This window comes from Pseudomonas sp. NY15181 (assembly GCF_048068055.1).
In the GTDB taxonomy this organism is placed as follows: Bacteria; Pseudomonadota; Gammaproteobacteria; order Pseudomonadales; family Pseudomonadaceae; genus Pseudomonas.
This window is the reverse complement of record NZ_JBLUPT010000003.1, coordinates 483,022-507,888: the sequence shown is the minus strand read 5'-3', so window position 1 is coordinate 507,888 and position 24,867 is coordinate 483,022. Positions and strand designations below refer to the sequence as shown.

The following is a 24,867-nucleotide window of genomic DNA, read 5'->3' as shown; positions in this document are numbered from 1 at the left end:
GACAGCTGCTCCTTCAGGGAAGGACATGCCAACCGCGCCGTGGGGCAGCCACCACTCAGTAATCATCCCGCTTGCGAAACGCCCAGCGCCCGGCCAGCCCGGTGAAGCTGGCCACCAGCACGACAAGAATCCAGAACCCTTCCGGATCGCTGGAGAACGGAATGCCGCCGACGTTCATGCCGAAGAAACCGGCGATGATGTTGATCGGAAGCGCCAGCACCGTGACCACGGTGAGGGTGAACAGGGTGCGGTTGCTCTGCTCGTTGAGCTTGGCGGCGATCTCTTCCTGCAGCAGCTTGATGCGCTCGCCCAGGGCGGTGAGGTCGTTGATCACCAGGGAGAATTCCTCGGTGGCCTCGCGCAGCACGCGCACGTCGTCCTCCTTCAGCCACACCGGCGGGCGGTTGAGCAGGCGCATCAGCGAGCCCGGTTCCAGCGCCAGCAGGCGTTGCAGGCGCACCAGCACGCGGCGCATGGCGCCCAGGTCGGCGCGGTTATCGGCGAGGCGCGCGGACAGCAGCTGGTCCTCGATGCGGTCCACGCTGATGCTGGTCTCGCGCAGGATGCGGGTAAGAATGTCGCCCTGGTCGCGCAACAGGTGCACCAGCAGCTCCAGTGGCGAGCGGAAGCGCTCGCCGTGCTTGACCGAAGAGCGCAGGGTATCGACCGAGCGCAACGGCTGAGCGCGGGCGGTCACCAGCAGCCGGCCACGGGCACAGACCCACAGAGTGGAGACGTCCGAGGACATGCGGCTGCCGAAGTCGAACACCACGTCGTTGACCACCGCCAGCAACGCGCCGTCGACATGCTCGATGCGGGTGGAGCGCGAGCCTTCGCGCAGGGTCTCGAAGAAGTAGTCCGGCAACTCCAGGTGCGACTTCATCCAGCGCTCGCAGGCCGCGTGCGCGAGGTTCAGGTGCAGCCAGAGGAACTCATCCTCCGTGCGCGGCTCCCGCAGGCGCTGCAGTGCGGTGGACGAGTCGATTTCCAGGCCGGGCTGGCCGGGACGGAAGCTGAAGCCATAGAGCAGGCCGAACAGATCGGAATCCTGGTGGCTCTGGACGATGCTGTGGTTCATGGAGTTCCGCTACGGACGTTGGCGCGGCCCAGGCCCTGTAGGAGCGAGCTTGCTCGCGAACCCGCACGGCACGGACTGTTCGCGAGCAAGCTCGCTCCTACGAAGAGCAAATCACACCCGCTCCCTGGTGTTAACAGAGCCCCATGAACCTCAGGTGACAGCTACGTGTCAGCCGAACAGGGCCGCGACGGTGCGCTCGCCCAGTTCCGGGCCGACGCTCATGCCCACGCCGGTATGCATCAGCACGGCGGTGACGCCGTCCGCCGCCTGCAGCACCGAGAACGGCCCCGGCCCGCGCGAGCCGTAGACGCCCTGCCAGCGCTCGATCACCTCGACACGCATGCCCAGGGTGTCCTCGGCCAGCTCCAGCATCAGCCGGTCGACGAACTCGGCGTTGAACGGCGCGGCATCGCTGCCGTAGTGGTGCGAGTCGCCGATGATCAGCTCGCCGTAAGGCGTCGGACTGATCAGCAGGTGGATGCCCTGGGCTTCCAGTTCCGGCGTCTCACGGTAGATCTGCGCCCGGATAGCCGCGGCTTCCGGCAGGTCGGCGAAGGCGCCGTAGTGCACGCAGCTCAGGCCCGTGAGCACGGCATGGCCGAGGCCGAAGTTGACCTGCGGACGCGCCCGCAGCATCTGCAGGCGGCACACCTGCGGCTCCAGCGGGGCGATGGCCTCGGCCAGCAGGGTCTGGTAGTCATGACCGGAACAGACGATCACCTGTCCGGCGGTGAAGGTGCCCGCCGTGGTGCGAAGTACGCCGGTGTCGACGTCGCGGACCAGGGTGGAGAAATGGAACTGCACGTGCAGCTCGCGGTGCAGGTAGTCGATCAGCGTCGGCAGTGCCTCGCGCGAATACAGCTGCTGGTCGTCGAGGCCATGCAGCGCCGCGCGGTGATGGCCGAAGCGGCCTTCGTAGAGGTCGCTCAGCGCGCTGCCACGCAGCAGCTCGACCTTGTACTCCTGCTCCTTCGCGCGGCCGACGCAGAAGGCTTCCAGCAGTGCCTCTTCCGCCTCGGTGCGGGCGAACAGCAGCGAGCCATTGCGACGCAGGGAGAACCCGGCCTGCTGCGCCCAATCCGCCCAGATCGACCGGCTGGCCCGTGCCAGGTCCGACATCACGCCCGGCGGCTGGCCGGTGACCAGGGCCTGGCCGAAGTTGCGCACCGAGGCGCCCAGGGGCGTGGCGGTCCGCTCGAAGACGCGTACGGACAGTCCGCGGCGGGCGGCGGCGTAGGCGTGGGAAAGGCCGAGGATGCCGGCGCCGACGATGGCGACGTCGCAGTGGGTCTGGGTCATGGGGGAGTCCTTCTTGCGAGATGCCCTTCGCGCCGGGCACGGCCGGCGCGCGGGTTGAACGATGTGGCCGCCCCGACTGCGGGGCGGCGCCCTCTTCCCGCTGGAAAGAGGGCTCACGCGCTTACTTCTGCGCAACCTTCTCGGACTTGCCGTCGTAGCGCTTGCGCCACTCGGCGAGGATCTCGTCGCGGTTCTTCGAGGCCCAGGCGAAGTCGTTCTTGATCAGGCGCTGCTCGTAGTCGGCCGGCAGTTCGGTCTGCGGCTTGGCGATGCCCGGCTGGGCCAGCACAGCGAAGTTTTCCTTGTACAGCTCCATGGCCTTGGGGCTGGCGGAGAAGTCGGCGAGTTTCTTCGCGGCGGCTTCGTGCTGGGTGCCTTTGACGATACCGGTGGCTTCGATTTCCCAGCCCAGGCCTTCCTTCGGCAGGACGATGTCCAGCGGCGCGCCCTGGCGCTTGAGCTGCACGGCCGGGTATTCGAAGGAGATGCCGATCGGGAATTCGCCGGCGGCGGCCAGCTTGCACGGCTTGGAACCGGAGTGGACGTACTGGCCGATGTTCTCGTGCAGGGCGTCCATGTAGGCCCAGCCCTGCTTCTCGCCGAAGGTCTGCAGCCAGGCGGAGACGTCGAGGAAGCCGGTGCCGGAGGACGCCGGGTTCGGCATGACGATCTTGCCCTTGTATTCCGGCTTGGTCAGATCCTGCCAGCTTACCGGCTTCTCCAGGCCCAGCTTCTCGGCCTCGACGGTGTTGAAACAGATGGTCGCGGCCCAGACGTCCATGCCGACCCACGCCGGCGGGTTGGCCGGGTCGCGGTAGTTCTTGCCGATGGCGTCCAGGTGCTTGGGCGCGTACTTCTCCAGCATGCCCTGTGCATCGAGGATGGCCAGGCTGGAAGCGGCCAGGCCCCACACGGCGTCGGCCTGCGGACGGTCCTTCTCAGCCAGCAGCTTGGCGGTGACGATGCCGGTGGAATCACGCACCCACTTGATCTTGATGTCCGGGTTCTCGGCTTCGAAGGCCTGTTTATAGGCGGTCAGCTGTTCCGGTTCCAGGGCGGTGTAGACGGTCAGCTCGGTATCGGCGGCGTGGACCTGTGCGGCGAAACCGGCAACCACAGCGGCGGCGAGGGCAAGACGTTTGAACATGGGGAGCTCCTTGGCAGTGTTTGTTGGATCCCCGCGTTCGCGGGGATGACGATCAGTGCGACGGTTGATGTTCAGTGCGGCAGGTGAAGCGCTCTCAAGTGCAACGTAGGAACCGCTGGGCGATCACTTTCTCCAGGCCTGGGAACAGCGCAGCAGGCCGCGCGAGGCGCCAGCCAGCAGCAGCGACACGGCGGCGGACGTGATCAGGATCAGGGTCGACATAGCGGCGGCGCCGCCGACGTTGCCGGAGTCGTCCATGTTCAGCACGGCGACGGCGGCGAGGATGGTGTCCGGGTTGTAGAGGAAGATCGCCGCCGACACCGTGGTCATCGCCGAGACGAACAGGTAGCGGATGATGTCCAGCAGCGCCGGCAGGCAGATCGGCACGGTGACGCGTAGGTAATGGCGCCACAGCGGCATCTTCAGCGACAGCGCAGCGGCCTCGAACTCGCCGTCGAGCTGGCGCAGCGCGGCGGTGGCGGTCATCTGCGCGGTGGTCAGGTAGTGAGCGATGGTGCACACCACCAGCAGCGCCATGCTGCCGTAGAACACGTGCAGCGGGTTGCTCGGCAGGTTGAAGAAGAAGACGTAGCCCAGGCCCAGCACCAGCCCGGGGACGGCCATCGGCACGAAACAGAGCATGCGCAGCAGCTGGTTCAGCCATTGCTGCTCGCGGGTCTTCTCCATCAGGTAGGCGCCAGTGAAGATCACCGCGCTGCCGATGACGGCCGTGCAGGCGGCCATGGTCAGGCTGTTGCGATAGGCCAGCCAGCCGCCGCCGGCGGTAGTGTCGAAGTCGTAGTGATGCAGCGACAGCGACAGGTTGTACGGCCAGAACTTCACCAGCGAGGAGTACACGGCCATGCCCAGCACGCCCAGCAGCACCGCGCAGATCAGCAGCACGATGGCGAGGAAGGCGGCATCACGGCGGCGCGACGGCTTGGGATGGTAGACCTGCGCGCGGCCGCTCATGGCCTCGCGCTGGCGCAGACGCAGCCAGGTGTCCACGGCGAAGCTGAGCAGCGCCGGTAACAGCAGGATCATGCCGATCTGCGCGCCACGGCCGAACTGCTGCTGGCCAACCACCGCCTTGTAGGCTTCCAGCGCCAACACCTGGTAGTCGCCGCCCACCACGACCGGCACGCCGAAGTCGGTGATGGTCAGGGTGAATACCAGGCAGAAGGCGGCGAACACGCCCTGGCGCGAAGCCGGCCAAGTGATGCTTCGGAAGGCTTTCCAGGGGCTCGCGCCCATGCTGGAGGCGGCGTCGAACAGGCGCGCATCGGCCATCGACAGCGCGGACAGCAGGATCATCAGCGCGTGGGGGAAGGTGTAGATGGCCTCGCCCAGGACGATGCCCCAGAAGCCGTATATGTTGTCCGGCACCCAGCCGCGCAGCAGGCCCTGGTTGCCGAACAGGTAGATCAGCGCGATGCCCGGCAGCATCGACGGCGCCAGCAGCGGCAGCAGGGAAATCCCCCTCCACAGGCCCTTGGCCGGAATCAGCGTGCGCTGCAGGGCATAGGCGAACGCATAGGCCAGCGGCACCACGATGGCGGCGACGCTCAGCGAGACCTTCAGGCTGTTGCCCAGCAGCCAGTGGAAGTTGTCGCTGCGCAGCAGCTCGCCCATGGCGGCGAGACCACCGCCCTGCCCCGCCGCACTGCTGAAGCCGCGCCAGAAGATGGCCAGCAGCGGCAGCAGGACCGCGGCGGTGAGCAGGGCCAGCAGCAGGACCTTGCCGCCGCGCACGAACAGGCGATCACCCAGATCGCCACGGAGCTTGCCGGCGGACAACGCCGGGGGGCGATTCACCACGGCATCCATCTCAGGCGAACACCTGCAGGCTGCGGGGCGGCAGGGACACCCAGATATCCGGGGTGCCCAGGCGCGGCATGTCTTCCGGCGCAAGCTCGGCCAGCAGCGGCTGGCCCGGCAGTTGCTCCAGCTCGAAACTCATGCGGCAGCGGTTGCCGAGGAAGGTGATCTCGCGGACCTGCGCGCGGAACAGGTTCTCCTGGTGCACGGCCGGGTTCACGCTGATCGCTTCCGGACGGCAGAACAGCCGGCCCGAGGCACTCGCGGCCTGGTTCTGCAGGCGCAGGTTGAGGCTGCCCACGCGGGCATGGCCGTCGCTGCCGCGCTCGAACGGCAGCCAGTTGCCCTGGCCGACGAACTCGGCGACGAAGGGCGTGGCCGGGGTGCTGTAGATCTCCTGGGCGGTGCCGTACTGCTCGATGCGCCCGTGGTTCATCACCGCGATGCGGTCGGCCATCAGCATGGCTTCGTCCTGGTTGTGGGTGACCATCACGGTGGTGATGCCCAGGCTCTTCTGCAGTTGGCGCAGCTCGCCGCACAGGTGCTCGCGCACGCGGGCGTCCAGCGCCGACATGGGTTCGTCGAGCAGCAGCAGCGACGGGCTCGGCGCCAGCGCGCGGGCCATGGCCACGCGCTGCTGCTGGCCGCCGGAGAGCTGGCCGGGGTACTTCTTCTCGCTGCCGGAAAGGCCGACCAGTTGGAGCATCTCGGCGACACGACGGCGGGCTTCTTCCTTGCTGGCGTTGGCCAGGCCGTAGGCGATGTTCTGCTCGACGGTCAGGTTGGGAAACAGCGCGTAGGACTGGAACAGGATGCCGTAGTCGCGCGCCTGCGGCGGCAGGTTCGACACGTCACGCTGGCCCAGGTGCAGGGTACCGTCGTCGTGGCGCTCAAGGCCTGCGATGCAGCGCAGCAGGGTGGTTTTGCCGCAACCGGAGGGGCCGAGCAGACAGACTAACTCGCCCGCCTTGACGTCCAGCGACACGCCGTCGAGGGCGACGAACTGGCCGAAGCGTTTACGGATATGGCGCACGCTGAGCGGCGTGCCGGCGATAGTCGTGTGCATGGCGGTACCTCGTGTTCTGTGGCTCACGCCGCCGTGGGCAGCGACGTGACTTGACGAGGCTCATGCTAGGGAGCGAATGCGACGGCTCTATTGCGATGACGAAAAGTGCACCGATAGATCCATAGGCAAATTTTGGTATGGGAATGAAAAATTTTGCGAAGGGGTGGGGTTGAGCGGTTGGGTCTGCGGCATCGTTGGCAGGCGGATCGCGGAGGGAGTCCGCTCCTGCGCAGGCGCAAGACCAAGGTATTTCCCGGTAGGTGCGGATTCATCCGCGATGCATCTCGCGGACAAGGTCCGCTCCTACGGGGGCTAGAGCGCCGCGCTCTGGCTCTGGCTCTGGCTCTGGCTCTGGCTCTGGCTCTGGCTCTGGCTCTGGCTCTGGCTCTAGAGATTTCCAGAGCAACATCCGAACGCTCCGAACGGCCCCTTTCAGGAGGCCTCGTTGAATCGGAGTTTCAGGGGTTGAGCGACATGGATGTCGCGAGAGCCACGATGGGCCAGGGATGGCCCGTCGTGGCGTGCCCCTGAAACTTCGCTTCAACGAGGGAATTTTTCGCCTAAGCGAAAAACCGGATGACAGGGGCAAGACCTTTGCCCACTTTGGGTCGTTTGCCAAAGTGGGTCGCCCGAGGGGGCGAAACAAGAAGTCCCAGCGCACACCGAAGCGGCGCAGAAACTCCGATTTCGAAAACTCGTGCCCTTGACCTTACCCCTGCGCCAACCCCAGAAACGCACTCGGCAACCGCGCCTGCCGCCGATCCTTCAGGCAATACAGGTACTCGTCGATCCGACTCGCCCCGTTGATCTCCAGCACGCACAACTGCGGGTTATCCGGCACTTCCTGCCGGGCGATGATGCTCACCCCCAGGTTGCGGATCACCGCTTCGCGGATCGACTCGCGGCTGCCGATCTCCAGCATCGAGGCCGGCATCACGCCGGCGCTCTCCAGCATCGCTTCGGTGAGCTGGCGGGTGGTGGAACCCGCCTCGCGCATCAGCAGACAGTGACTGCGCAGATCGCCCAACGCCACCGACGGCTGCATCGCCAATGGATGGCTGCGATGCACCGCCAGCACCAGCGGATCGCTGCCGAGCACCACACGGGTCAGGCGCGCATCGTCCACCTGCTGCGAGGACGCCGCCAGGTCGACCCGGCATTCCACCAGCGCTTCGAGCACCTGCTGGGAGTTGCCGATCTCCACCGACACCTCGATCTGCGGATAACGCTCGCGGAAGGTCTTGATCAGGCCAAGCACGTAGTAAGGAGAGGTCGCGCCGATGCGCAGCGCGCCCTGCATCTGCCCGCAATTGCGCAGGTAGAACTCGATGTCGGCTTCCTGCTGCAGCAGGGCCTCGACCATCGGCAACAGGCGCGCGCCCTCGTCGCTCAGGGTCAGGCGGCGGCCGCCGCGATAGAACAGCTCCACCGCGTACTGGCTTTCCAGGTTGCGGATCTGGGTGGTGACGGTGGGCTGGCTCAGGCCGAGCTTCTTCGCCGCCTGGGTGATGCTGCCCAGCTTCGCCACCCGATAGAACGCCTTCAGTTCTGCACTCAACATCCGCTAGACCCGCTCGTTCGTAAAATTCATCAACATCTTTCAGGCGCTGCCGGCCAGCACCGCGCGATGCTACAGCAAGTGCTGGAATCCTTCGAACGGAAGGGCGACGAAGACCTGGCGCTACAGACAACGGTCCCCGACAACGACCACCCGCCCTGGCCGGGGAGCAGCCACGCGCCTCTTCATTGCGGCGCTCGCCAGCGTGCCGCGGACAGGCGCCCCCACATGAATCGCAAGAGCCTCGTCGCCGACTTGCCGCTTTTGCGCCCGCCCCTGAGCCGCCCGGAATCATCCTTGCTCGCGAGCCCTTTCATGCTGCGCGGGGTGCCGTGAGTTCAACTATGCTCGCGCGAGCGATTCCACACGCGTACAGGGCGCGTCATGTTCAAGACCATCGAATCCGAAGTACTCAAGCAAGCCATTTCGCCCGAGCTCAGGGCCGAGTTTTTCCAGCACGATTTCGAACGACTCCATGGATTCTGCCTGCTGGTGTTCTGCGTCAGCATCGGCATGTGGTTTCTCTTCGATCTGATCGTCAGCTTCCAGGCAAACCAGGGCTTCAGTTTCCTCTCGGTAGCCTTCCTGGCCGTGTTCTTCATCATCACCGCACTTGCCGCCCTGACCCGCAAGGCGACGCACTTCTACGTGCTCAACCTGGCGTTCGTCCTGACCTTCGCGCTGGGTGCGCGGATGGTGATCGAGGGTATCCCCAGTGACGTCCGTCAGACCTGGCTCGTGATCTCCGCATCCACCGTGCTCTACAGCGCCACCGCGATGCCATTGAACCGTCCGGCCTTCTTCGGCGTATTGGTGGTGAGCTGGACACTGCTCAACCCTTTCCTGGGCGACGTTCCCGAATTCGACGAGCGCCGCAGCATGCTGATCTGTTATCCAGTGTTCATCTGCGCACTGTCGATCTACATCTTCAACCGGCTGAGCCAGGCCAAGCTGTACAACTATGCGATGGCCCGGCTGCTGCTCGACCAGGCCTACCTCGACACCCTGACCAGCATCCCCAACCGCCGCTCGTTCATGGCCCGCGTCGGCAAACGGCTGGCGGACGATGGCGAGCAGCGCTACCTGGCGATGGTCGACATCGATCACTTCAAGCGGGTCAACGACACCTATGGTCACGACGTCGGCGACGAAGTGCTGACCCGCGTGGCGCAGGCCATCAAGAGCGAAATGAAGGACTTCGAGTTCGCCCGCCTGGGCGGCGAGGAGTTCGGCCTGTATCTCTGGGGTATCAGCGCCGAGGAAGCCGGCCGGCACATGGACCGGCTGCGCCAGGCCATCGCCGAGCAGCCCGGCAACCCATCGGTCACCGTCAGCCTCGGCCTCGCCCGCCTCACCCTGGATGGCAGCCTGAGCCAGGCACTGATCAAGGCCGACCAAGCGCTCTACGATGCCAAGCACAATGGCCGCAACCGGATGACCTACAGCCCCTGAGGGAGGCCGACGACGCCTGGGGGTGTCCTACGCCCCGCCGCCCCCGGCAATGCCGTGCCCAGAGGCCTCACTGCCGTTGGGCGGCGTAGTAATCGTGGGGCAACGCCACCACGTCCACGACCGCGTCCGCCGGCAGCGTCAGGATGGAAACGATCGGGCAGGCAATGCTCATCCAGCAGAACGCGGTGGCGGGAAAATAACCGGTGTCCACCTCGCCGGTCAGCAGCTTGACGTTGCCCTGGGTACTCTTGAAGTAGTCGTCGTCAGTCCAGTGGACCTTGTCGTCCATGCGCGCGACCAGAGTTCCGCATCCCGCTAGCGGAACGAGGGCGAGGCAAAGCAGCAGAGCCTTGAAACCGTGGCGCATCGACGAACTCCCTGTCGCACTGCGATGACGGCCGACATTCCCGTCGGCCCTGAAAAAACAAAAGGCCCGCGAGTGCGGGCCTTGGCATGCTGGTGTCCCGGAGAGGGGTCGAACCTCCAACCTTCCCCTTAGGAGGGGCATTTAGCCCCTAACAGCACTCGAAGACCACTCCACAAGCCCTATATTACGGCCCTTTGAATGTAGCCGGACGAAACTATATAGTCTTTTCTGCTGGTACGCTGCTGGTAGGAAAGGATGAAGACCAAGATCACTCAGAAGCTGCTTGGCAGCCTCACCCCTCAAGACAAACCATACCGTATCCACGATACGGAACAGCCAGGCCTGTTCCTACGCGTCCAGCCGACCGGGCACGTCGCCTATATGGTGACGTGGGGACGCAACCGTGAGAAGTCCCTTGGCCGCGTCGGAAAGCTTACCCTGGCCCAGGCTCGAACTGAGGCCGCCCGCTACCTTGCAGACGCCTACGAGCACGGCGAGCCACTGGCAGTAATCGAGGGCCGCACCGCAGCCACGTCCCCTACCCTGCGCAGCTTCATTGACGATACCTACCTACCCTGGTTCAAGGCCCACCACCGCGGCCATGAGAAAACCGAGCACACCCTGTCCACCTGCTTCGAGCCGATCATGAGCCTACGCCTGGTGGAGGTCGCTGGCCGTGACCTAGAACAGATCCGGACTGCCTGGCTCAACGGCGGCAACAAGCCATCCACCGCCAACCGCAAGATGGGCTCCATCAGCGGCGTCTTCAGTCGGGCTGTGGACTGGGGCTACCTGGAATCCTCGCCACTCGACAAGGTGAAGGCGCTGAAGGTCGACGCAAAGGGGCGTATCCGCTATCTATCGAAAGACGAATCCAAGGCCCTCCGTGAGGCTCTAGACGCGCGACAGGAGCGAATCCGGGCTGAGCGTGACAGTGCCAACCAATGGCGCACAGAGCGTAACCAAGAGCTGCTGGTGGACCTTCGCGCGGTCACCTTTACCGATCACCTGAAGCCTATGGTGCTGCTCACCCTGAATACCGGCCTGCGCCGCGGCGAACTGTTCAATCTGCGCTGGCCTGACGTGAACCTGCAGGCGAAGACCATCACTGTCGTCGGCGAAGGCACCAAGACCAAAGAGACACGCCACATCCCTCTGAACGCAGAGGCTTTGGGCACCCTGAAGTCCTGGAAGGAGCAATGTCCACCGGGTTGCTACGTGTTCCCCGGCCAAGAAGGCGAGCGCATGACAGATGTGAAAACGGCCTGGCTGGAGCTGCTGAAGAATGCCAGCGTGACGGATTTCCGCTGGCACGATATGCGTCACGACTTCGCTTCACGCTTGGTGATGGCAGGAGTGCCGCTCAATACGGTACGGGATCTGCTGGGGCACACCGACATCAAGATGACGCTGCGCTATGCCCACCTGGCACCGGACAGCAAGGCGGCGGCGGTGGAGCTTATTTAGATTCTGACTGCTCGCGCATCCTCTTGTAGTCATCATAAGTCGGGCAGAAAGGCTTGTTGTTTTCTAGGAAATCGACGTAGGCGACAAGCACATCCCATTCACTTCTCACGAGCCCTAAATCAATTTTGGCCTCATAGGGTTGAACGAACTCAAATCGCTCAGCCATTCCGTTCAGGTCGCCGAACAGATCGAAGTCACCTTTGAATCTATGGTCACCCACGACGGTCATGGCGAGGTGGAACAATCTGTCGCTCGAGAACTTCGACCCCATCAGGCCTGCGCGCAGGTTGAAAATGACTTCATCCTCAGACCAAATCGCCGTGAAGATGGTCATGAAATAGCCCTTTTTGTAGCCATTTAAAGGGTTCTCAATTTGCGCATCCGACAGGCAGGTTTCAATGAATCGCTCCAGAACCTTCACGATCTTCTCATTCGTGGAGGTCGCATAGAGCTCTAGAGCCGCCTTTAGATACGGCTCCACCCTGGCCGACAGAACCACCTTCTTCGAACGGTTTGCCACTTCCCCTCCTTCCTCACAGCGCTGAGCTTACAAACTCAATGCTTGCAAATTGTGTTACTTACACTTTAGGATGCTTACGCAATCCAGTATCGTCCCAGTATACCGATTCAGCAATAGAGGAAAGCCCTATGTCACAGGCAGCCCCCATCGTCCCGCTCGCCGTCGGCCCCGAAGATGCCGGCCGGATCAGCGGCCACACCCGCTCCGCAATCTACGAAGCCATAGCCAGCGGCGACTTGCCGAGCTTCAAGTCCGGAAAGCGCCGACTGATCCTCATCAAGCAGTTGGAGGCCTGGCTGAACCGCTTGGCGAAGGAGAACGCACGTTGAGCGCCGCAAAGCTCAAAATCAGGCTGATCGATCATTCCGGTTTGGCATTTGGCTGGCTCAGCCTGCCGGCGTCGGCCCGCGTGGTCGATCTTCAGCAACTACGTAGCCTGGGTGCTGCCCGGGTGGAGGTGATCGTATGAACGCTCGCACTTCGAAAGCTGCCATGGACGAAGCAGTCAATGCCGCACAACTCGCCGAATCGGCCCTGCATGAACTGAGCTCACTGCGCCGGGTGGTCAATCGCCGGTCCGAGACCATCAACGCAGCAGGTAACGGGCTTTGCGCTCTGGCAAACCTGCTGGGCGCCGATGCCTCTGAGCACCATATGACCGCAGACCTGAAGTATGGCGCTGCCTGCGCAGTGGATGCCATTGGTGAGCTGCTGAAGGAGTTTGGCTGCCAACTGTGGGAAATCAGCGAGCCGGAGGAGGATTCCAAATGAACGCTTTTGTGCAACCGCCGAGCCCCACCAAGTTCTATGCGTGCACTCCGGAAGAAGCAGCCGTAATCGACCCTGAAGCGCGGCCTGGATATCACGTCGACGCTATCAACTGCGCCTTAATGCGCGCCGACTCAATGCTGCTGATGCTGAGCTGCCAGTTCACGGACGAGGAAAGCTGCGAGCTGCATAGCTCTGTCATCAGCAGCGTCCTATGGGCCGTTCAAGGCGAAATCGAGATGGTGAGGAAGCTCGTCCAGCACGGGCACGAAACTGTAGGTAAGGGAAGCGAGAGAAGCGAATGAACCAGGAAGGCATTAGAGAGGTTGCCCAGAACGGAGCGGCAACTCCGTCCGGGCAGTACACATTGGCTAGCACCAAGTGAGGTTGAGACTATGGCATCACACTCGTCCACTCAGCAAGACCGCAAGATGATGGAGGCGCTGCGCAAAGGCCCCATTACTACCCTGGAAGCAGCGAACGAATTGGACATTGTTCACCCGCCGAACACGATCCGCCGCCTGCGCAACAAAGGACACGAGATCATCACGCACTGGACCTACCAGGCCACCAATGACGGGCGCGCGCCCCACCGTGTCGCCAAGTATGTCCTGCTGCGCGAAGCGTCCTAATAGTGTTCGACTGGCGGGCTTCGGCCCGCCGGTTCCTGCCTGCGAGCTGACGAATGGCTAAGAAGAGCAATCTTCCTTTTGACAAGCGCGGCGGCGTTGTTGCGATACAGCGCCGCTTGCTGTCATCGCCAGAGTACTTGGCTCTCACCGCCCAGGCGAAGGTGCTGCTCACCCTTCTGCAACGCCACTGGAGTCCTGCCGGCCCTGTCGGGTTCGGCGTACGCCAGGCCGAGGAGGAAATCCCGTGCTCGCGCACCTTGGCGATGAGGGCATTCAAAGAGCTGGAAGAAGCCGGCTTCATTGTGCTGGTGGACGACAGCCTGTTCTGCAGTCGAACGCAATCGAAGACCAGGACCTGGCGCCTGACGTGGCTCCCGTGCTGGAGGAACCGGGGGCCCACAAACGATTGGGAGGATCGTCGAGTTTCGATTTCTACCGGTCCATAAACGATACCCAAGCCCAGGCCACAGGTATCAAATATGGACCATTGAGGTGTTTTTCAGGCTCCACAGGTGTCATTTTTGGTACCTGTGGAGCCTGTTTTCAGTGGCCACAGGTATCAAATATGGACCACTCCTACTTAACCACCTCCTACCCTTCTTCTCCCCTGCTTCCAGGGCTCGAAAATGGGCTCAGAAGTGCGCGCGGCCCCACGGCACGAAGTTTCCGACCGCGGATTTTTGCCCGCCCGACGCTGAAGCGAGTTGAGCGTCGGCTGGACGTGGCACTGCACGCCACATCGTGGTGGAAACGCCACTCTCGCGATAACCTGCCACCGTCTAACCAGGCAGAACGAGGGAACGATCATGGCTTGGGACTATCAGCATCACCCAGATGAGTACGTTGAGATCATCGCGGAAGTCTTCTACGACCCCGAGCGACGCAAGAATGGAGTAAGGCCTGTAGCTGGCGAGCTCTTCTCTCAAGACATGAAGATCGAATGCGCACGCAAAATCCGGGAGTACCCTTTGGGCACCAAGGTCCGGCTGAGAGTGGTCAAAACTGACAAGGAAGGTGGGCGCCCATTCCTGTACTCAAGCTACAAGTGGGAGCACACGGTCGTATAAGCCGTCGGACCGCCTACCTGCCCGGGCTACGCGCCAGCAGATCCCTGGCCTTATCCATCCTGCCAAGAATGGCGACCGACCGCGGCCCCTGGTGAACCAAGGCCGCCATCCCATCCCGCACAATGGACTGCCCGGCATAGTCGTCAGCAATGGCCTTCCAGCGCTCGCAGATGGACACCTCAGTGGCATAGTCCTTGGCCTTGCGGCTGAGGATTGCCACGCGCTCGAAGTAGAACGGAGCAGCGCAAGCGCGCCGCCCGGCCGGCTGCTTCCAATAGTTAGTCTCCTCTGCCTCACAGCACTTGAGCATCACCTGCAGATCCTGGTGTGAGCTGCTGGCCAATTCGTGCGTGGGAGTGTCGCCAACCTTCGCTTGTATGCCGAGAACCTCAGTGATTGGCAGTAGCTGCTTCTCGCCAGCCTTGGTGCCGACGAAGATCGATCGGATTCGGCTCAACAAGGACATATCCCCTCCTTGGAAACAGATCACTAGGTCCGACTCGGATATACCTGTCAGTCCCAGCAGTGTCGACCATGGGTGACAGGTTCGCAGCTGGTTCGCACGAAAAGTTCGCACCCTTCAACGCACGAACTGCGAACCAAGTCGGGACTCCCTGGAGTACCAACACATGACTGACCACCAGGCTGAGCTGCGCAAGCTCTGGAAACGATACTGCAAGGCCTCCGAGCGCTGGAGCGAGGCGTGGGCGGCACAGGGATATACTGGCGAGCCTCCACCGAGACCGCCCTTTCCTGAAGAGCTGAGGGGCCTTTGCTGCGGTGCGAAGACCAGGGCCGGGACTCCATGCAAGCGCCGCGATCTGTACGCCTCTGGCCGCTGCAAACTCCATGGCGGCCTGTCCACTGGACCTAGGAAAACGCGAACCCCATGAGAGGTTAAGAAAACTACACTTTCCAGGCTATCGCGTTCTGGACAGTTCTGGACGAAACCGCCCCGCCCCTCATTTGCGAAACAAACCCCATGCAATCGAGTTTTCGGAGTCCCTAAAGGGGGTTTTGCGACCAGTACGCGCGCACGCGCGTGCGAGGGTTTCTTTAGTCCCTAAAGAGATCTCGTCTCAGGCGTCACGCAATGTCACGCAGCACTTTCACGCACGATCTTCACGCAGCCCAAATGCGCGGAGTGACCAGATCGGTGACCACGAAAGGTGACCACTCCGAAGTGGTAACCAGGCTGAGCGTGGATGGTTTTGAGACAAGTACGCACGCGTACGCGAGGGGTTTCTTGAGTCCCTAAAGGGCCGTGCCCTTGATTCGCGGAACAATCTCATGAAGGGCCTGTGGAAACCTGGCATTGAGTCAGCAGCTTGCTGGTTTTGCACATTCCAGTTTGCTGGTTTTCCACAAGCAGGCTTGTTGGTTTACCGCAAACAGCCTTGATTGCTTCAGCAAAGCATTCAACTTGGGCGACGGGTACGCAGCGCGCACGCCCTGTATCACTATGAGCGTCACCCAATTTGTGCAACAAATCGGCTTACCTTCCATCCGATTTTTCTGGGCTCCAGCGTCCCATTCCGTCCCATACCGTGTATCACCTGGGGTACACCATAAAACAACTGGATATACAGCCAGATTAGGTCTAATTTGCCCTTGAGGTGTGACGCTATCTCATAACTCAGAGGGGAATCACGATGAACACCAAGACCCGAGGTCATCAGGTCCGACCCACCAAGGCAGAAGTCACTACAGCATGGGAGCGCATCCGCTCCGCCGCCGACACTGGCGACCTACAGGCAGCCGCCCTCCTGGTAGCGCTGACCGAGAACAAACCCTTTCTCCAGCTTCCTGAAGCGCTTGGCGCAAGCCGGTAAACCAGAGAGGCCAGCATGAGCTTTGAAATCGAACGCAGCGACTCCGGCACCGTCGTAAAGCTGCTCAGTGGCCAACAGGTCGAGACTGCCCGCCACGGCATTGGGCAAATCACTGGCATTGCCGGCCGCGTGATTGGTTGGAAGGCGAAGAACACCCTGCGCGCCTTGATCAAGTCGCCCTTCGAGCCGGCACAGAATGGTTTCAACATCTTCGGATTCACCCCCACCCAGGTCGCCGGGATGCGCCGGCGCATTGAGCTGGAGGCCTCACGATGAGCACTGTTGGACAAGCAGCTGGCGCAGTAATCGGCGCAACGATCGGCTATGTCGCTACTGGTGGAAATCCCTACGGGGCCTATCTCGGAGCCCAGATCAGCGCGGAGATTTCTGGCCTCAATGACCCTTCCCCCCAAGAGTTGCAACCCCGCGCAGTTGCCAAGCAGTTGAGTGAGGAGGCCAACGAAGCATGAGCATCCTCAACGTATTCATTGAGCCGGATATTGGACTGGTTGGAGTCGATACCGAGGCCGTCAAGCCAGGCAGTCCGATTGTTGAGTTCAGCAAGATGATGGTGCTCCACCACATCAGCGCAGTCATCGCCTTCCGAGGTACGGACTACGTACTGGCATCAGCAAGTCCTGGCCTGGTGGCTTTCACTGGTTCGATAGAACAGTTGGTGGAGCTACTGCCGGGTCATCTCAAGGCATCCGTCGATTACTCACGCGAACACTACCAGGCGAAGGAGGAAAACCTTGGCCTGGACTTCGCTCTGGTCGGCTATTCCGAGGCTGAAGGACAGGTGATTGGTTATCTGTTCAGCAGGGCAATCGGCAGTGAAGACATTCACGTCGGCCGAATTCACACGCGGTATCGCTCGCCGCATCAGCCTTCATGGGAGCCTTTGTTGAAAGGAATCCATGCCGATCGCCCCGGGATGATTGCCCTCGCCAAGCATCAAAGCCGCCTATCTCGCGAGCTCATGCCGGAGGTTGCGGCAGGTGGCCGATTCTTCATCGCCGAGGTTAGCCGGAACAGCATCAACATCGAGCAGGCTTTCGAGTTCCCGAAGCGGGAACCTGGCAACTCTGGGCAGTCGTGAGAGCAAGACTGACGGCAGGGGTCAGGGCCTTCATCGTTCAGGCCCTGGCCTGCTTTGACACCCCATCGCAAGTTGCCGACGAGGTGAAGAAGCAATTCGGAGTTAGCGTCACCCGCCAGCAGTGCGAGGCGCACGACCCCACCAAGGTTTCCGGCAAAGGACTAGCAGCCAAGTGGGTGACCCTCTTCCACGACACCCGCAAGCAGTTCCAGGACGAAATGGCGGACGTTGCCATCGCCAATCGCGCATACCGCCTGCGAGCCCTCAACAGGATGGCCGAGGATGCCCAGGAGAGCAGGAACTATGCCTTCGCCCTGCTCATCCTTCGGCAGGCTGCGATGGAGGTGGGAGAGCTCTACACGAATCTCCGGGCAGGGGCCAGGTACTCCGCTGGCGAATCACTGCCGGTCCAGGTCGAATACCTACTCCGCAACACCTGATCAAAGCAATCTCCCTGGTGGATCCTTGGGAGGTCTTTGAATAGCAGCCATCGCTCCGATACCTTCAGGATTAGCTCACAGAGGGATCGCCATGGAAGGACTGGACCTGATCGACAGACTGCTTGAACTATCCGTGCTGGATGGCCGAGAAACCGAGGTCGCCCGCTGGCTTACTTACGATGACAAGGTCAGCATTCTGGATGCCGTCCAGAAGCATGGGCGCCGCGCACTAGCGGATGTCACCAAAGGCAATGTAACCATCTACTCTCGGGACCTGGAACAGGCTGTAGGTCATGATGCGGAGTTCCTGGAGCAGGTCTTTCTTTCCCCTTCGCCACCTCCTCGCCAATCTCTCCTGGCGTATACCGGCCCCACGAAAGTCCTGCTCGTCTGGGCCGATCACAAGTACGCCAACAGCGAGATTCCAGTAATCGACTCCTATGCCCCGTTCACGGATCGGGCGAAGTACCTCAAGCAAAGCAAGAAACTGGCCTTAGATAACGTGATTTATGGCTACCAGTTCTGCGCCACCATGCAGATGCGCACCCCGCTGCGAGTGTTAGAGCAGCATCGGCGTATCGAACGATGTGATGACACCAAGCTACCGAAGCTCATCCGCGAACAATGGGAAGGCATCTGGTCGATCAAGACCCGATCGTTTCGCGAGATTGGAATCGACATTGATGATTTTCCTGATGGCCAGATGGCCTCTGAAATCGGACCGATTGATGCTGACGGAGGCGATCTCCTCCGTTTCATGATTTTGGCCAAACGTATCGCTCGGTGTGGAACTGATCTGAGCGAGAAAACTGACCTCATGAAGGGGGCGTCCAACCTCCTTGGCGCCGGCGGCCATAACTTCGCATCCTTCATGGAGCGCTGGGGCGGACCGGCCACCGTGCTCGGCACAAACCTCTAGCCTTCGTCTCCCTCAGAATGCTGCCCGTGTGGGCTTTTTTTTTGGTGACCGTTTCGCGCACTCGTCACGCAGCATCTTCACGCACTCCTAGTGCGCAATTGCACTTACTAGACCACCTGATTGCATTCGGCTTGGCCATGCATTTGCATCGGATTTGACGCGTCACACTGCGTGGCCATGACCGGCAGAGAACGACCCATAGCAGCCCTTCAAGACTTGCAACAGCCGGCAACGAGCAAGCACGTCGTGACTGTCGTTCATCCACGCGCAATCACGACCCGTTATCGTGCGTTCAGCCGCCAATAAGAACCAAAGATTACAGCTACATTACAGTGGTCGTTCTCATGGAGCCCGCGAGTGAAATTCACAGACAAGGTCGTTGCGAGAGTGCTGGGGATCGAGGTCGATCTGTATCAGGCCTATGCCCGAGTCATCTACGAAACCGACAGCGAGGCGTTGCATGACTTTCGCATCGCGCTACGGCGCCTGCGCAGCTTGCTCAACCCCCTGGGAATGAAGGAAGCCTGTGCGCCGCTCAATGCCGCCGCCACGGAGGTGGGCCGGCTCACCACTCCGATCCGGGACATGGAAGTGATGGCCGCCGAGCTGCAGGCACACGGTCTGCTGCACACCGCGCGGACGCGCCGACAGACTGTCTCGAAGGCTTATCGCGGACTAGATGCGAGTCCGGTTGTCGACCGGCTGTTCGAGGCGCTGGGCGAGTGGCCGGCCACCTTCCGCGCCGCGCTGAAGGACGCGCCTCACGGGCATCCGAAGGCGCACGCCGCCAAACGCATCAGAAAGCAGCTGTGCTGCCTGAGCGATGCGCTGAACGATCCGGGGCACGATCGCCATGAAATCCGCCTGCTGGTGAAACGCGCCCGCTACTCGCAGGAATCCTTTCCCACGTTGTTCCCGGTAACGCCCGAGTTGCTGTCCGGGCTCAAGCAACTGCAGGGGGCGCTGGGAGATTGGCACGACCGGCATCAGTGGTGCTTGAACGCCGAACATGAGCCGGACTTGCGCCCGCTGGTAGCAGAGTGGGCGGCGGCGGAAAAGGGCGCCCTGGTGGCGGCGGAAGAAGTCATTGCTTCACTGGCAGGTCGACTGACTGATTTTCTGGACAAACCTGTAATGAATTGAAAAATGCCGTCCATCACAACTGAACTGTTAGCCTTTTTCTTGCTCTATTCCGCCCTCGGTCGTCTTGGTCAAGGGAAATTAGTGGGGAAATTTTAGTGGACATCGAAATTCAGAAACTCACTCAAGAAGGCCAGGATGAGTGGCGGGTGGAAGCTTGTGGTATGTGCGTGTCATTCAAGGATCAAGCTTCTGCGATCGCCTTCGCTGATAAGCTCAAGGAGCGTGTAGAGGCGCCGCACTGCATTCCGGAAGAGGTGCTCCAGCAATGGGTTAGAGAGCACGCCAGGATGTGCGGCGATTGAGGCATCTACAACCTTCTAATTGAGCACCGGCGGCACAGTGTCGCCGGCGCGCAGATGAGGGCCCCGCATAGAGCCCTCATGAGGCCCTAGCGAGGCTGCATGCCCATGTGCTGCTGATGTTGCATCATCTGATCCATCATCATCTGCTGCATGCCCATGTACCTATCCATCATGTATTGGTGTTGCTGTATCTGCTCAGGCGTCATCTGGGAATAGTGGCCGCCCATTTGGCCCCAGCCCATCATTTGGCCGTTACCCATCATGTGGCCGCCTTTCATGCCGCCTCCGCAGCACCCCATCATTCCGCCGCCCCACATTCCATTCATCATCTGCATGCCCTGCTGCATCATGGCCTGATGTTGCTGCATCAGTTTCTGACGTTGTGCGGGATCGGTGGTCTTCTGAATCTGAGCCATTTGCTCCTGCATTTTTTGCAGGTTCTCTTGTGCCTTGGCCATCTCTTGATCGAATTGCTCAACGCTCATCTGCGGCTGTTGAGCCGGGGTAGTGGTGGAGTCCTGTTGTGCAAAGCTGAGGGCAGGGAAAAGCGCAGCCGCCAAAGCGAAGGCGCCGAAGGTCGATGCTTTCATGATTCAGTTCCTTGCAGGGGGATGGTGGATTGGGAACGAATCCCTACTACACAATCTACTGCCCGGATACGGATACAGCCTGATGCGGGTCAAGGGTTGTAATAGCACCTGCACCGCGTTTGTCGAGCGCTCCTGGCCACAATGTGTCCCTTGGTGAGTCGGGAGATTTCTTGCATCAGCTACACGGAACTGAAACGAACACGTTCGTCGCGGGTGGCCGCTAATGGCAGACAGTTGCCCTCGGCCAGCGGCTGCTACCGACCACAAGCTACCCCTTCGCGGAAGGCAGCCAAGGTACACACCCTGCCTGCGGGCAGGGTGGCCAAGTGCGATGTAACTGTTGGCCAAGCCGGATGCAATCAGGTGGTCAAGTCAGATTCAATTTCGCAACCTGGTTACCTTTGGTGGTTACCACCTCTGGTTACCACTTCACCGACCGTCCCCTAAAGGCATACCTGGGCAGATACAGCCAGATTCAGGTTTTTTTGGCTTTACCCCTTGATAAGTAACACTCAAAGTGCAACATTATTAATGAAGCACCCAAAGTGATACAGGAGAGGGATCATGTTCATTCGCGCCTACCTTCGCGCCTCCACCATCGAGCAGGATGCCAGTCGTGCCCGCGAAGCCCTTGAGCAATTCGCCGCTAGCCATGACCAGGCGATCGCCGCGGAGTACATGGAGAATGCCAGCGGAGCCAAGGCTGACCGGCCGGAACTGCTGCGCCTGCTGAAGGATGCGAAGAAGGGTGACGTGCTTCTGGTCGAGTCCATCGACCGTCTCTCCCGCCTGCCCGCCGAGGATTGGCAGAAGCTGAAAGCAGCTATCGACTCCAAGGGCCTGCGGATTGTCGCGCTCGACCTGCCCACCAGCCATCAAGGCATGGCTGACACCAAGGGCGACGAGTTCACCAGCCGCATGCTCGGCGCCATCAATTCGATGTTGGTGGAGATGATGGCCGCCATCGCCCGCAAGGACTACGAGCAGCGCCGTGAGCGCCAGGCCCAGGGCATCGACAAGGCGAAGGCTGAAGGGAAGTACAAGGGGCGCCCAGTGGATGCCGATCTGCACAAGCGGGTAAAGGAACTGCTAAAGGCAGGCCTGGGGATTCGTGCTACAGCCAGGCACGCTGACTGCAGCACCACGACCGTGCTTCGCATTCGAGACGAATTGTCCTAACTGACGGCTGATTCTTCAAACCAGCGATGGGGACTTGGCCTGGCCAAGATTCACTTTGCAACGCTTCGCCCATCAAGGCGATCTAACAATGCGCCCCTCATGGATTTCCTTCACGAACACCTCTAGGGTGTCGGCGTCCTGATCCAACTGGCCGGCCAACTCGCGCAGCTCCCTGCCCAGCGCCGGGAACTTCGCGGCAAAGGTGCTCAGGCGATCGGCCACAGCAGCGTTGTTGAAGGACGTCGTACGGAGCGCCTTGAGCAACTGCTTCTCCGCGTCGTTCACTGCAGCACCGCAATACCGCCGTCCTGAGTGCGCTCCGCCAGCGTGCGCAACTTCGCGGCATCCGCCCGCAGCAACTCGATGACACTTTGGACTCCAGCGGACAGGCCTGGCGGCAATTCCAGGGCGGCCTGCTCCAGCACCACCGCCGATGCCTCGTTCCTGAAGGCCAACTCTGTAAGGGTCACTCGTAGCTCTTGGGTTGCGCGATCCTGGGGCATATCGCTTTCCTCAGATGGGATGGCGCTCACACCAGCGGGTCGCCATAGCGATCGCTTGGCAGCGAGCATCGGCAAAGTTTTTCCACGGGCCGCTATCAGCACAAACGATCTGGCCAGAAACCCTGACCAGCACCTCTTGAGGCACTGAATCCACTACTGCGCCCCACTCAAACGCAATGATCGCCTGAGCGCCGTTTGGGTGAACGTAGCTGATTGGCCCAGGCCTATCTGTGATCAGGTGCATGTCATCATCCTCGCTTGCCGCGAACCTGGATAACAGCAATAGCCCACCGCGGTGCGCAAATCCAGCCCACAGCTAGCAATGCGCCACCCTCCGCCGTCTCGCTCGACGAAGACCAGGCCGCGCGCGTGTTTGACGCCGTCGACGCCTGGGATCAGCAGCGGGTGGCATCAGCCACCGCGCCGGACCTTCAAACGCTTATCGCGGGAACAGAGGGAAATCGCTGGCGGCTGCAGATGTCTATAATCAGCTGAGCCAATTGAGTTCCAAACGCTCATAGTCGAACTGATGGCGCGTCACTCAGGCACAGGAATTGCCATGCCAGACCAAGATCAGGTCAAACCGTCGCTACTTCAACTGCTGCGCAGCACCGCGAAGGCTCGTCAGGAATTTGAGAGCCGGCGCAGAGCAACACGCCCCTTGCCAGTCTCCAGCGCCCCTGCCTCGCCCAACCCTCCCGGATAGAGGTTGAAGCGTAGGCAAGAAACGAAAAGCCCCGCGGTGCGGGGCTTACTGGTTGAATAGCTCGAAATTCTTGATGTATGGCCTGAGGGCGAGGATTGGGTCTGATTTACGATCCTCATAATGGCCCTGGACCAATCCAGAAAGCATATCGGCAAACTGGACGTTGAGATTCTTGGCGCTATCGCATGGTCTGGTTGTGATGGTGCATTGGCTATCCATGTCCATCCAAAGCACTGTCTGCAGGTAGTCGTGCAAGCTGTTGCCGCTCTGGACCTTTAGGCTTCGCTGGTCGGGAATAAAGGCGACGCGCTCGTAGGGCGCTATCTCGCCAAGGATAAGCTTCCCAATCATCCAGTTGTAGAGCTTGTTTGAATCCTTGCGGATGTTCTCGCGGACTCGCTCTTTCCTGGCTGTGATAGACAGGTAAGAGATTTCTCCGTCGAGCTTCTTGTGGAGAGATTTCGCCAGCTCAGCAAAGGAAAGTCGCTCATAGGGCGTCATGCGCGCCCACTTCTTCTCAGCTGCTGGTGGCCAGCCGAAATGTGAATAGAGATCCCGCATGGCGCGGTTCACATATTTTTGAGAGCTTGAGGCGACAGAGAGGCAGGCAATGGTGAGGAATCTGCTGGAGCCTCCTTGCCGATATGGCTTGTCGAAGGTCCAGCCGAGATCGCCACTTTCATCCAAGAAGATACTGCGTTCCGTCATAGATCAGTGGCGTAAGGAAGAGGGCGGGTGCAATCCCTGGGGCCGACGCTCTTACAGAGCGCTTACGATACGGTTCGCGTCGCAGCTGGCCAGGATTTACTTGCACCCTGATGGCAAAACTAAGGCAAATGTTTACTTCTGTCAACGTGCTTAGCACGAAACGCGCCAACTACTGCCCCATGATCCTCCGGTACTCCTGCTGGTACTGCTCGTAGGGCAGGTTGCGCTGCTGGAGCTCGTAGATCTGTTCGTCTTTTGACTTCGGAGCGGGAGCTGCCTGGGCCGTAGCCGATGAAGCTGACGAGGTCGGTGCCCCTTGTGGCTGGAGTCCGAGACGGTAGACCTGCTGCTCATAGGTCGGCGGTGCGTTTGGCGTGCGGTATGCCGTGGCATCAATCCTGTAGGTGTTGTCGTAACAGCCATATTCCAGGTTAGGGGTGTCCCGCCCCATGATCTGAACATAGTCAGCGCCGACCTTCAGCGCCTCATTGCGCAGCACGGTAACTGCGTTGGCATATGTTCCTTTGCTTCCCCAGAGGCCACATCCAGAACCATCCTGAGCTGATATCTCAGTGATGTAGACGGACCCCGCCGGAGGGTCAGCTTTAGCTATCTGGATGCGATCAGCTCCTTCATGAAGGCGCGGACGTTCAGCACAGCCGCTCAGTGCGGCGGCTATTGCAAGTGCAATGGCGGTAAGGCGAATGGCGCGCATGGCGACCTCCGTGTCAGTCTGAAGTCATTCTGCCACCACAAGAAAGCGCACGTCATCATCCCCAAACAGAAGTGGTGAATCGATGCCTATCGAATTCCTGACGCACGAGGAAATCTGTGAACTGACCGGAGCCAGGACCAAAGCCGGCCAGGTGCTGGTGCTGAAGCGCAATGGGATCAGGCACACCATCAAGCGCAACGGCTGGCCCGCGGTGACTGTTCACGCCGTAACAGGCGAACACAGCAAAGAGCCAGACCCCATCCCGTGGAAGTCCAGCAAGGCACCGTAATTGCCTACTGCTGGTAGCGTGCTGTTAAGCGAGGAGCGAAGAGAAAGCCGAATAGGCTGGATGCTGCAGAATACGTGGTGTCCCGGAGAGGGGTCGAACCTCCAACCTTCCCCTTAGGAGGGGGACGCTCTATCCAATTGAGCTACCGGGACACGATCGGGTCGGCATGTTAACGAGCGATGGCGAGTTTGTCATGCCGCTGC

At 61.1% G+C, this 24,867-nt stretch carries 35 protein-coding genes and 1 tRNA gene; 20 read left to right on the top strand and 16 right to left on the bottom strand.

Features of this window, described 5'->3' with window-relative positions:
• Positions 1-55: 55 nt before the first annotated feature.
• From ACNFBT_RS11095 to ACNFBT_RS11070, 6 genes are all read right to left on the bottom strand, one after another.
• Complete coding sequence (locus tag ACNFBT_RS11095) at positions 56-1,078, bottom strand: transporter (RefSeq protein WP_416749207.1); 1,023 nt, start codon at positions 1,076-1,078, stop codon at positions 56-58.
• A gap of 168 nt (positions 1,079-1,246) precedes the next feature.
• Positions 1,247-2,377: a TIGR03364 family FAD-dependent oxidoreductase gene (locus ACNFBT_RS11090; protein WP_416749205.1), complete on the bottom strand. Its 1,131-nt coding sequence runs from the start codon at positions 2,375-2,377 to the stop codon at positions 1,247-1,249.
• A gap of 121 nt (positions 2,378-2,498) precedes the next feature.
• Positions 2,499-3,524, bottom strand: coding sequence for a putative 2-aminoethylphosphonate ABC transporter substrate-binding protein (locus ACNFBT_RS11085; RefSeq protein ID WP_024764395.1), 1,026 nt, complete (start codon positions 3,522-3,524; stop codon positions 2,499-2,501).
• Positions 3,525-3,647: 123 nt separating this feature from the next.
• Entirely contained in the window at positions 3,648-5,351 is a 1,704-nt protein-coding gene (locus ACNFBT_RS11080; protein WP_416749203.1) for a putative 2-aminoethylphosphonate ABC transporter permease subunit, read from the bottom strand.
• Between the two features lies 1 nt (position 5,352).
• Entirely contained in the window at positions 5,353-6,408 is a 1,056-nt protein-coding gene (locus ACNFBT_RS11075) for a putative 2-aminoethylphosphonate ABC transporter ATP-binding protein (protein ID WP_416749201.1), read from the bottom strand.
• Positions 6,409-7,117: 709 nt separating this feature from the next.
• Positions 7,118-7,969 carry a LysR family transcriptional regulator gene (locus ACNFBT_RS11070; RefSeq protein ID WP_416749199.1) on the bottom strand — a complete coding sequence of 284 codons (852 nt, stop codon included), beginning with the start codon at positions 7,967-7,969 and terminating at the stop codon, positions 7,118-7,120.
• A 381-nt stretch (positions 7,970-8,350) separates the two neighbouring features.
• Between ACNFBT_RS11070 and ACNFBT_RS11065 the strand changes: the two genes are divergently transcribed.
• Positions 8,351-9,418 (top strand): diguanylate cyclase, encoded by a 1,068-nt coding sequence (locus ACNFBT_RS11065; protein ID WP_416749197.1) that lies wholly within the window; start codon positions 8,351-8,353, stop codon positions 9,416-9,418.
• A gap of 67 nt (positions 9,419-9,485) precedes the next feature.
• On the opposite strand, the gene ACNFBT_RS11060 is transcribed toward ACNFBT_RS11065, so the two are convergent.
• On the bottom strand, positions 9,486-9,707 hold the full coding sequence (locus tag ACNFBT_RS11060; RefSeq protein WP_416749195.1) for a YceK/YidQ family lipoprotein: 222 nt from the start codon (positions 9,705-9,707) through the stop codon (positions 9,486-9,488).
• A gap of 333 nt (positions 9,708-10,040) precedes the next feature.
• Between ACNFBT_RS11060 and ACNFBT_RS11055 the strand changes: the two genes are divergently transcribed.
• Entirely contained in the window at positions 10,041-11,252 is a 1,212-nt protein-coding gene (locus ACNFBT_RS11055) for a tyrosine-type recombinase/integrase (protein ID WP_416749193.1), read from the top strand.
• On the opposite strand, the gene ACNFBT_RS11050 is transcribed toward ACNFBT_RS11055, so the two are convergent.
• Positions 11,245-11,772 (bottom strand): hypothetical protein, encoded by a 528-nt coding sequence (locus tag ACNFBT_RS11050; protein WP_416749191.1) that lies wholly within the window; start codon positions 11,770-11,772, stop codon positions 11,245-11,247. The genes ACNFBT_RS11055 and ACNFBT_RS11050 overlap by 8 nt on opposite strands.
• A gap of 128 nt (positions 11,773-11,900) precedes the next feature.
• On the opposite strand from ACNFBT_RS11050, the gene ACNFBT_RS11045 reads away from it, so the two are divergent.
• The 7 genes from ACNFBT_RS11045 (at position 11,901) to ACNFBT_RS11015 (ending at position 14,239) form a co-directional block, all read left to right on the top strand.
• The gene (locus tag ACNFBT_RS11045) at positions 11,901-12,101 is read left to right on the top strand and encodes a helix-turn-helix domain-containing protein (protein WP_416749189.1); all 201 of its coding nucleotides are present in this window, start codon (positions 11,901-11,903) and stop codon (positions 12,099-12,101) included.
• The gene (locus ACNFBT_RS11040; RefSeq protein WP_416749187.1) at positions 12,098-12,241 is read left to right on the top strand and encodes a hypothetical protein; all 144 of its coding nucleotides are present in this window, start codon (positions 12,098-12,100) and stop codon (positions 12,239-12,241) included. The genes ACNFBT_RS11045 and ACNFBT_RS11040 overlap by 4 nt, the downstream gene beginning before the upstream one ends.
• On the top strand, positions 12,238-12,543 hold the full coding sequence (locus tag ACNFBT_RS11035) for a hypothetical protein (protein ID WP_416749185.1): 306 nt from the start codon (positions 12,238-12,240) through the stop codon (positions 12,541-12,543). The genes ACNFBT_RS11040 and ACNFBT_RS11035 overlap by 4 nt, the downstream gene beginning before the upstream one ends.
• Positions 12,540-12,845, top strand: a complete 306-nt coding sequence (locus ACNFBT_RS11030; RefSeq protein ID WP_416749183.1) for a hypothetical protein — start codon at positions 12,540-12,542, stop codon at positions 12,843-12,845. Before ACNFBT_RS11035 ends, ACNFBT_RS11030 begins: the two co-directional genes overlap by 4 nt.
• 126 nt (positions 12,846-12,971) lie before the next feature.
• Positions 12,972-13,172 (top strand): helix-turn-helix domain-containing protein, encoded by a 201-nt coding sequence (locus ACNFBT_RS11025; RefSeq protein ID WP_416749181.1) that lies wholly within the window; start codon positions 12,972-12,974, stop codon positions 13,170-13,172.
• Positions 13,173-13,225: 53 nt separating this feature from the next.
• On the top strand, positions 13,226-13,618 hold the full coding sequence (locus tag ACNFBT_RS11020) for a hypothetical protein (protein WP_416749180.1): 393 nt from the start codon (positions 13,226-13,228) through the stop codon (positions 13,616-13,618).
• Positions 13,619-13,978: 360 nt separating this feature from the next.
• Positions 13,979-14,239, top strand: a complete 261-nt coding sequence (locus tag ACNFBT_RS11015) for a hypothetical protein (protein ID WP_416749178.1) — start codon at positions 13,979-13,981, stop codon at positions 14,237-14,239.
• A gap of 13 nt (positions 14,240-14,252) precedes the next feature.
• Here the strand turns inward: ACNFBT_RS11015 and ACNFBT_RS11010 are convergent, their stop codons facing one another.
• Positions 14,253-14,705: a hypothetical protein gene (locus tag ACNFBT_RS11010; RefSeq protein ID WP_416749176.1), complete on the bottom strand. Its 453-nt coding sequence runs from the start codon at positions 14,703-14,705 to the stop codon at positions 14,253-14,255.
• A 163-nt stretch (positions 14,706-14,868) separates the two neighbouring features.
• Between ACNFBT_RS11010 and ACNFBT_RS11005 the strand changes: the two genes are divergently transcribed.
• From ACNFBT_RS11005 to ACNFBT_RS10965, 9 genes are all read left to right on the top strand, one after another.
• A complete protein-coding gene (locus ACNFBT_RS11005; protein ID WP_416749174.1) occupies positions 14,869-15,132 on the top strand; it encodes an HGGxSTG domain-containing protein in 264 nt (87 codons plus the stop codon).
• 759 nt (positions 15,133-15,891) lie between these two features.
• Positions 15,892-16,071: a hypothetical protein gene (locus tag ACNFBT_RS11000; protein WP_416749172.1), complete on the top strand. Its 180-nt coding sequence runs from the start codon at positions 15,892-15,894 to the stop codon at positions 16,069-16,071.
• 15 nt (positions 16,072-16,086) lie between these two features.
• Positions 16,087-16,347, top strand: coding sequence for a hypothetical protein (locus tag ACNFBT_RS10995; protein WP_416749170.1), 261 nt, complete (start codon positions 16,087-16,089; stop codon positions 16,345-16,347).
• On the top strand, positions 16,344-16,541 hold the full coding sequence (locus ACNFBT_RS10990) for a hypothetical protein (RefSeq protein ID WP_416749168.1): 198 nt from the start codon (positions 16,344-16,346) through the stop codon (positions 16,539-16,541). The genes ACNFBT_RS10995 and ACNFBT_RS10990 overlap by 4 nt, the downstream gene beginning before the upstream one ends.
• Entirely contained in the window at positions 16,538-17,170 is a 633-nt protein-coding gene (locus ACNFBT_RS10985; RefSeq protein WP_416749166.1) for a hypothetical protein, read from the top strand. The genes ACNFBT_RS10990 and ACNFBT_RS10985 overlap by 4 nt, the downstream gene beginning before the upstream one ends.
• Entirely contained in the window at positions 17,167-17,610 is a 444-nt protein-coding gene (locus tag ACNFBT_RS10980) for a DUF2280 domain-containing protein (RefSeq protein WP_416749164.1), read from the top strand. Before ACNFBT_RS10985 ends, ACNFBT_RS10980 begins: the two co-directional genes overlap by 4 nt.
• 91 nt (positions 17,611-17,701) lie before the next feature.
• Complete coding sequence (locus ACNFBT_RS10975) at positions 17,702-18,529, top strand: hypothetical protein (protein ID WP_416749162.1); 828 nt, start codon at positions 17,702-17,704, stop codon at positions 18,527-18,529.
• 357 nt (positions 18,530-18,886) lie between these two features.
• On the top strand, positions 18,887-19,672 hold the full coding sequence (locus ACNFBT_RS10970) for a CHAD domain-containing protein (protein WP_416749160.1): 786 nt from the start codon (positions 18,887-18,889) through the stop codon (positions 19,670-19,672).
• Positions 19,673-19,767: 95 nt separating this feature from the next.
• Entirely contained in the window at positions 19,768-19,974 is a 207-nt protein-coding gene (locus ACNFBT_RS10965; protein ID WP_416749158.1) for a hypothetical protein, read from the top strand.
• Positions 19,975-20,060: 86 nt separating this feature from the next.
• On the opposite strand, the gene ACNFBT_RS10960 is transcribed toward ACNFBT_RS10965, so the two are convergent.
• On the bottom strand, positions 20,061-20,564 hold the full coding sequence (locus tag ACNFBT_RS10960) for a hypothetical protein (RefSeq protein WP_416749156.1): 504 nt from the start codon (positions 20,562-20,564) through the stop codon (positions 20,061-20,063).
• 564 nt (positions 20,565-21,128) lie between these two features.
• On the opposite strand from ACNFBT_RS10960, the gene ACNFBT_RS10955 reads away from it, so the two are divergent.
• A complete protein-coding gene (locus tag ACNFBT_RS10955) occupies positions 21,129-21,743 on the top strand; it encodes a recombinase family protein (protein ID WP_416749154.1) in 615 nt (204 codons plus the stop codon).
• A 72-nt stretch (positions 21,744-21,815) separates the two neighbouring features.
• On the opposite strand, the gene ACNFBT_RS10950 is transcribed toward ACNFBT_RS10955, so the two are convergent.
• The 5 genes from ACNFBT_RS10950 to ACNFBT_RS10930 form a co-directional block, all read right to left on the bottom strand.
• The gene (locus tag ACNFBT_RS10950; RefSeq protein WP_416749153.1) at positions 21,816-22,028 is read right to left on the bottom strand and encodes a hypothetical protein; all 213 of its coding nucleotides are present in this window, start codon (positions 22,026-22,028) and stop codon (positions 21,816-21,818) included.
• Positions 22,025-22,246 carry a hypothetical protein gene (locus ACNFBT_RS10945; protein ID WP_370601046.1) on the bottom strand — a complete coding sequence of 74 codons (222 nt, stop codon included), beginning with the start codon at positions 22,244-22,246 and terminating at the stop codon, positions 22,025-22,027. The genes ACNFBT_RS10950 and ACNFBT_RS10945 overlap by 4 nt, the downstream gene beginning before the upstream one ends.
• 10 nt (positions 22,247-22,256) lie before the next feature.
• On the bottom strand, positions 22,257-22,490 hold the full coding sequence (locus ACNFBT_RS10940; protein ID WP_370601045.1) for a hypothetical protein: 234 nt from the start codon (positions 22,488-22,490) through the stop codon (positions 22,257-22,259).
• 507 nt (positions 22,491-22,997) lie between these two features.
• On the bottom strand, positions 22,998-23,660 hold the full coding sequence (locus ACNFBT_RS10935; protein ID WP_416749151.1) for a DUF3800 domain-containing protein: 663 nt from the start codon (positions 23,658-23,660) through the stop codon (positions 22,998-23,000).
• 169 nt (positions 23,661-23,829) lie between these two features.
• The gene (locus tag ACNFBT_RS10930; RefSeq protein WP_416749149.1) at positions 23,830-24,375 is read right to left on the bottom strand and encodes a hypothetical protein; all 546 of its coding nucleotides are present in this window, start codon (positions 24,373-24,375) and stop codon (positions 23,830-23,832) included.
• An 82-nt stretch (positions 24,376-24,457) separates the two neighbouring features.
• Here ACNFBT_RS10930 and ACNFBT_RS10925 point away from each other — a divergent pair, with 82 nt between their 5' ends.
• On the top strand, positions 24,458-24,664 hold the full coding sequence (locus tag ACNFBT_RS10925) for a DUF4224 domain-containing protein (protein ID WP_370601042.1): 207 nt from the start codon (positions 24,458-24,460) through the stop codon (positions 24,662-24,664).
• A 75-nt stretch (positions 24,665-24,739) separates the two neighbouring features.
• On the opposite strand, the gene ACNFBT_RS10920 is transcribed toward ACNFBT_RS10925, so the two are convergent.
• A tRNA-Arg gene (locus ACNFBT_RS10920) sits at positions 24,740-24,816 on the bottom strand.
• Positions 24,817-24,867: the final 51 nt, after the last annotated feature.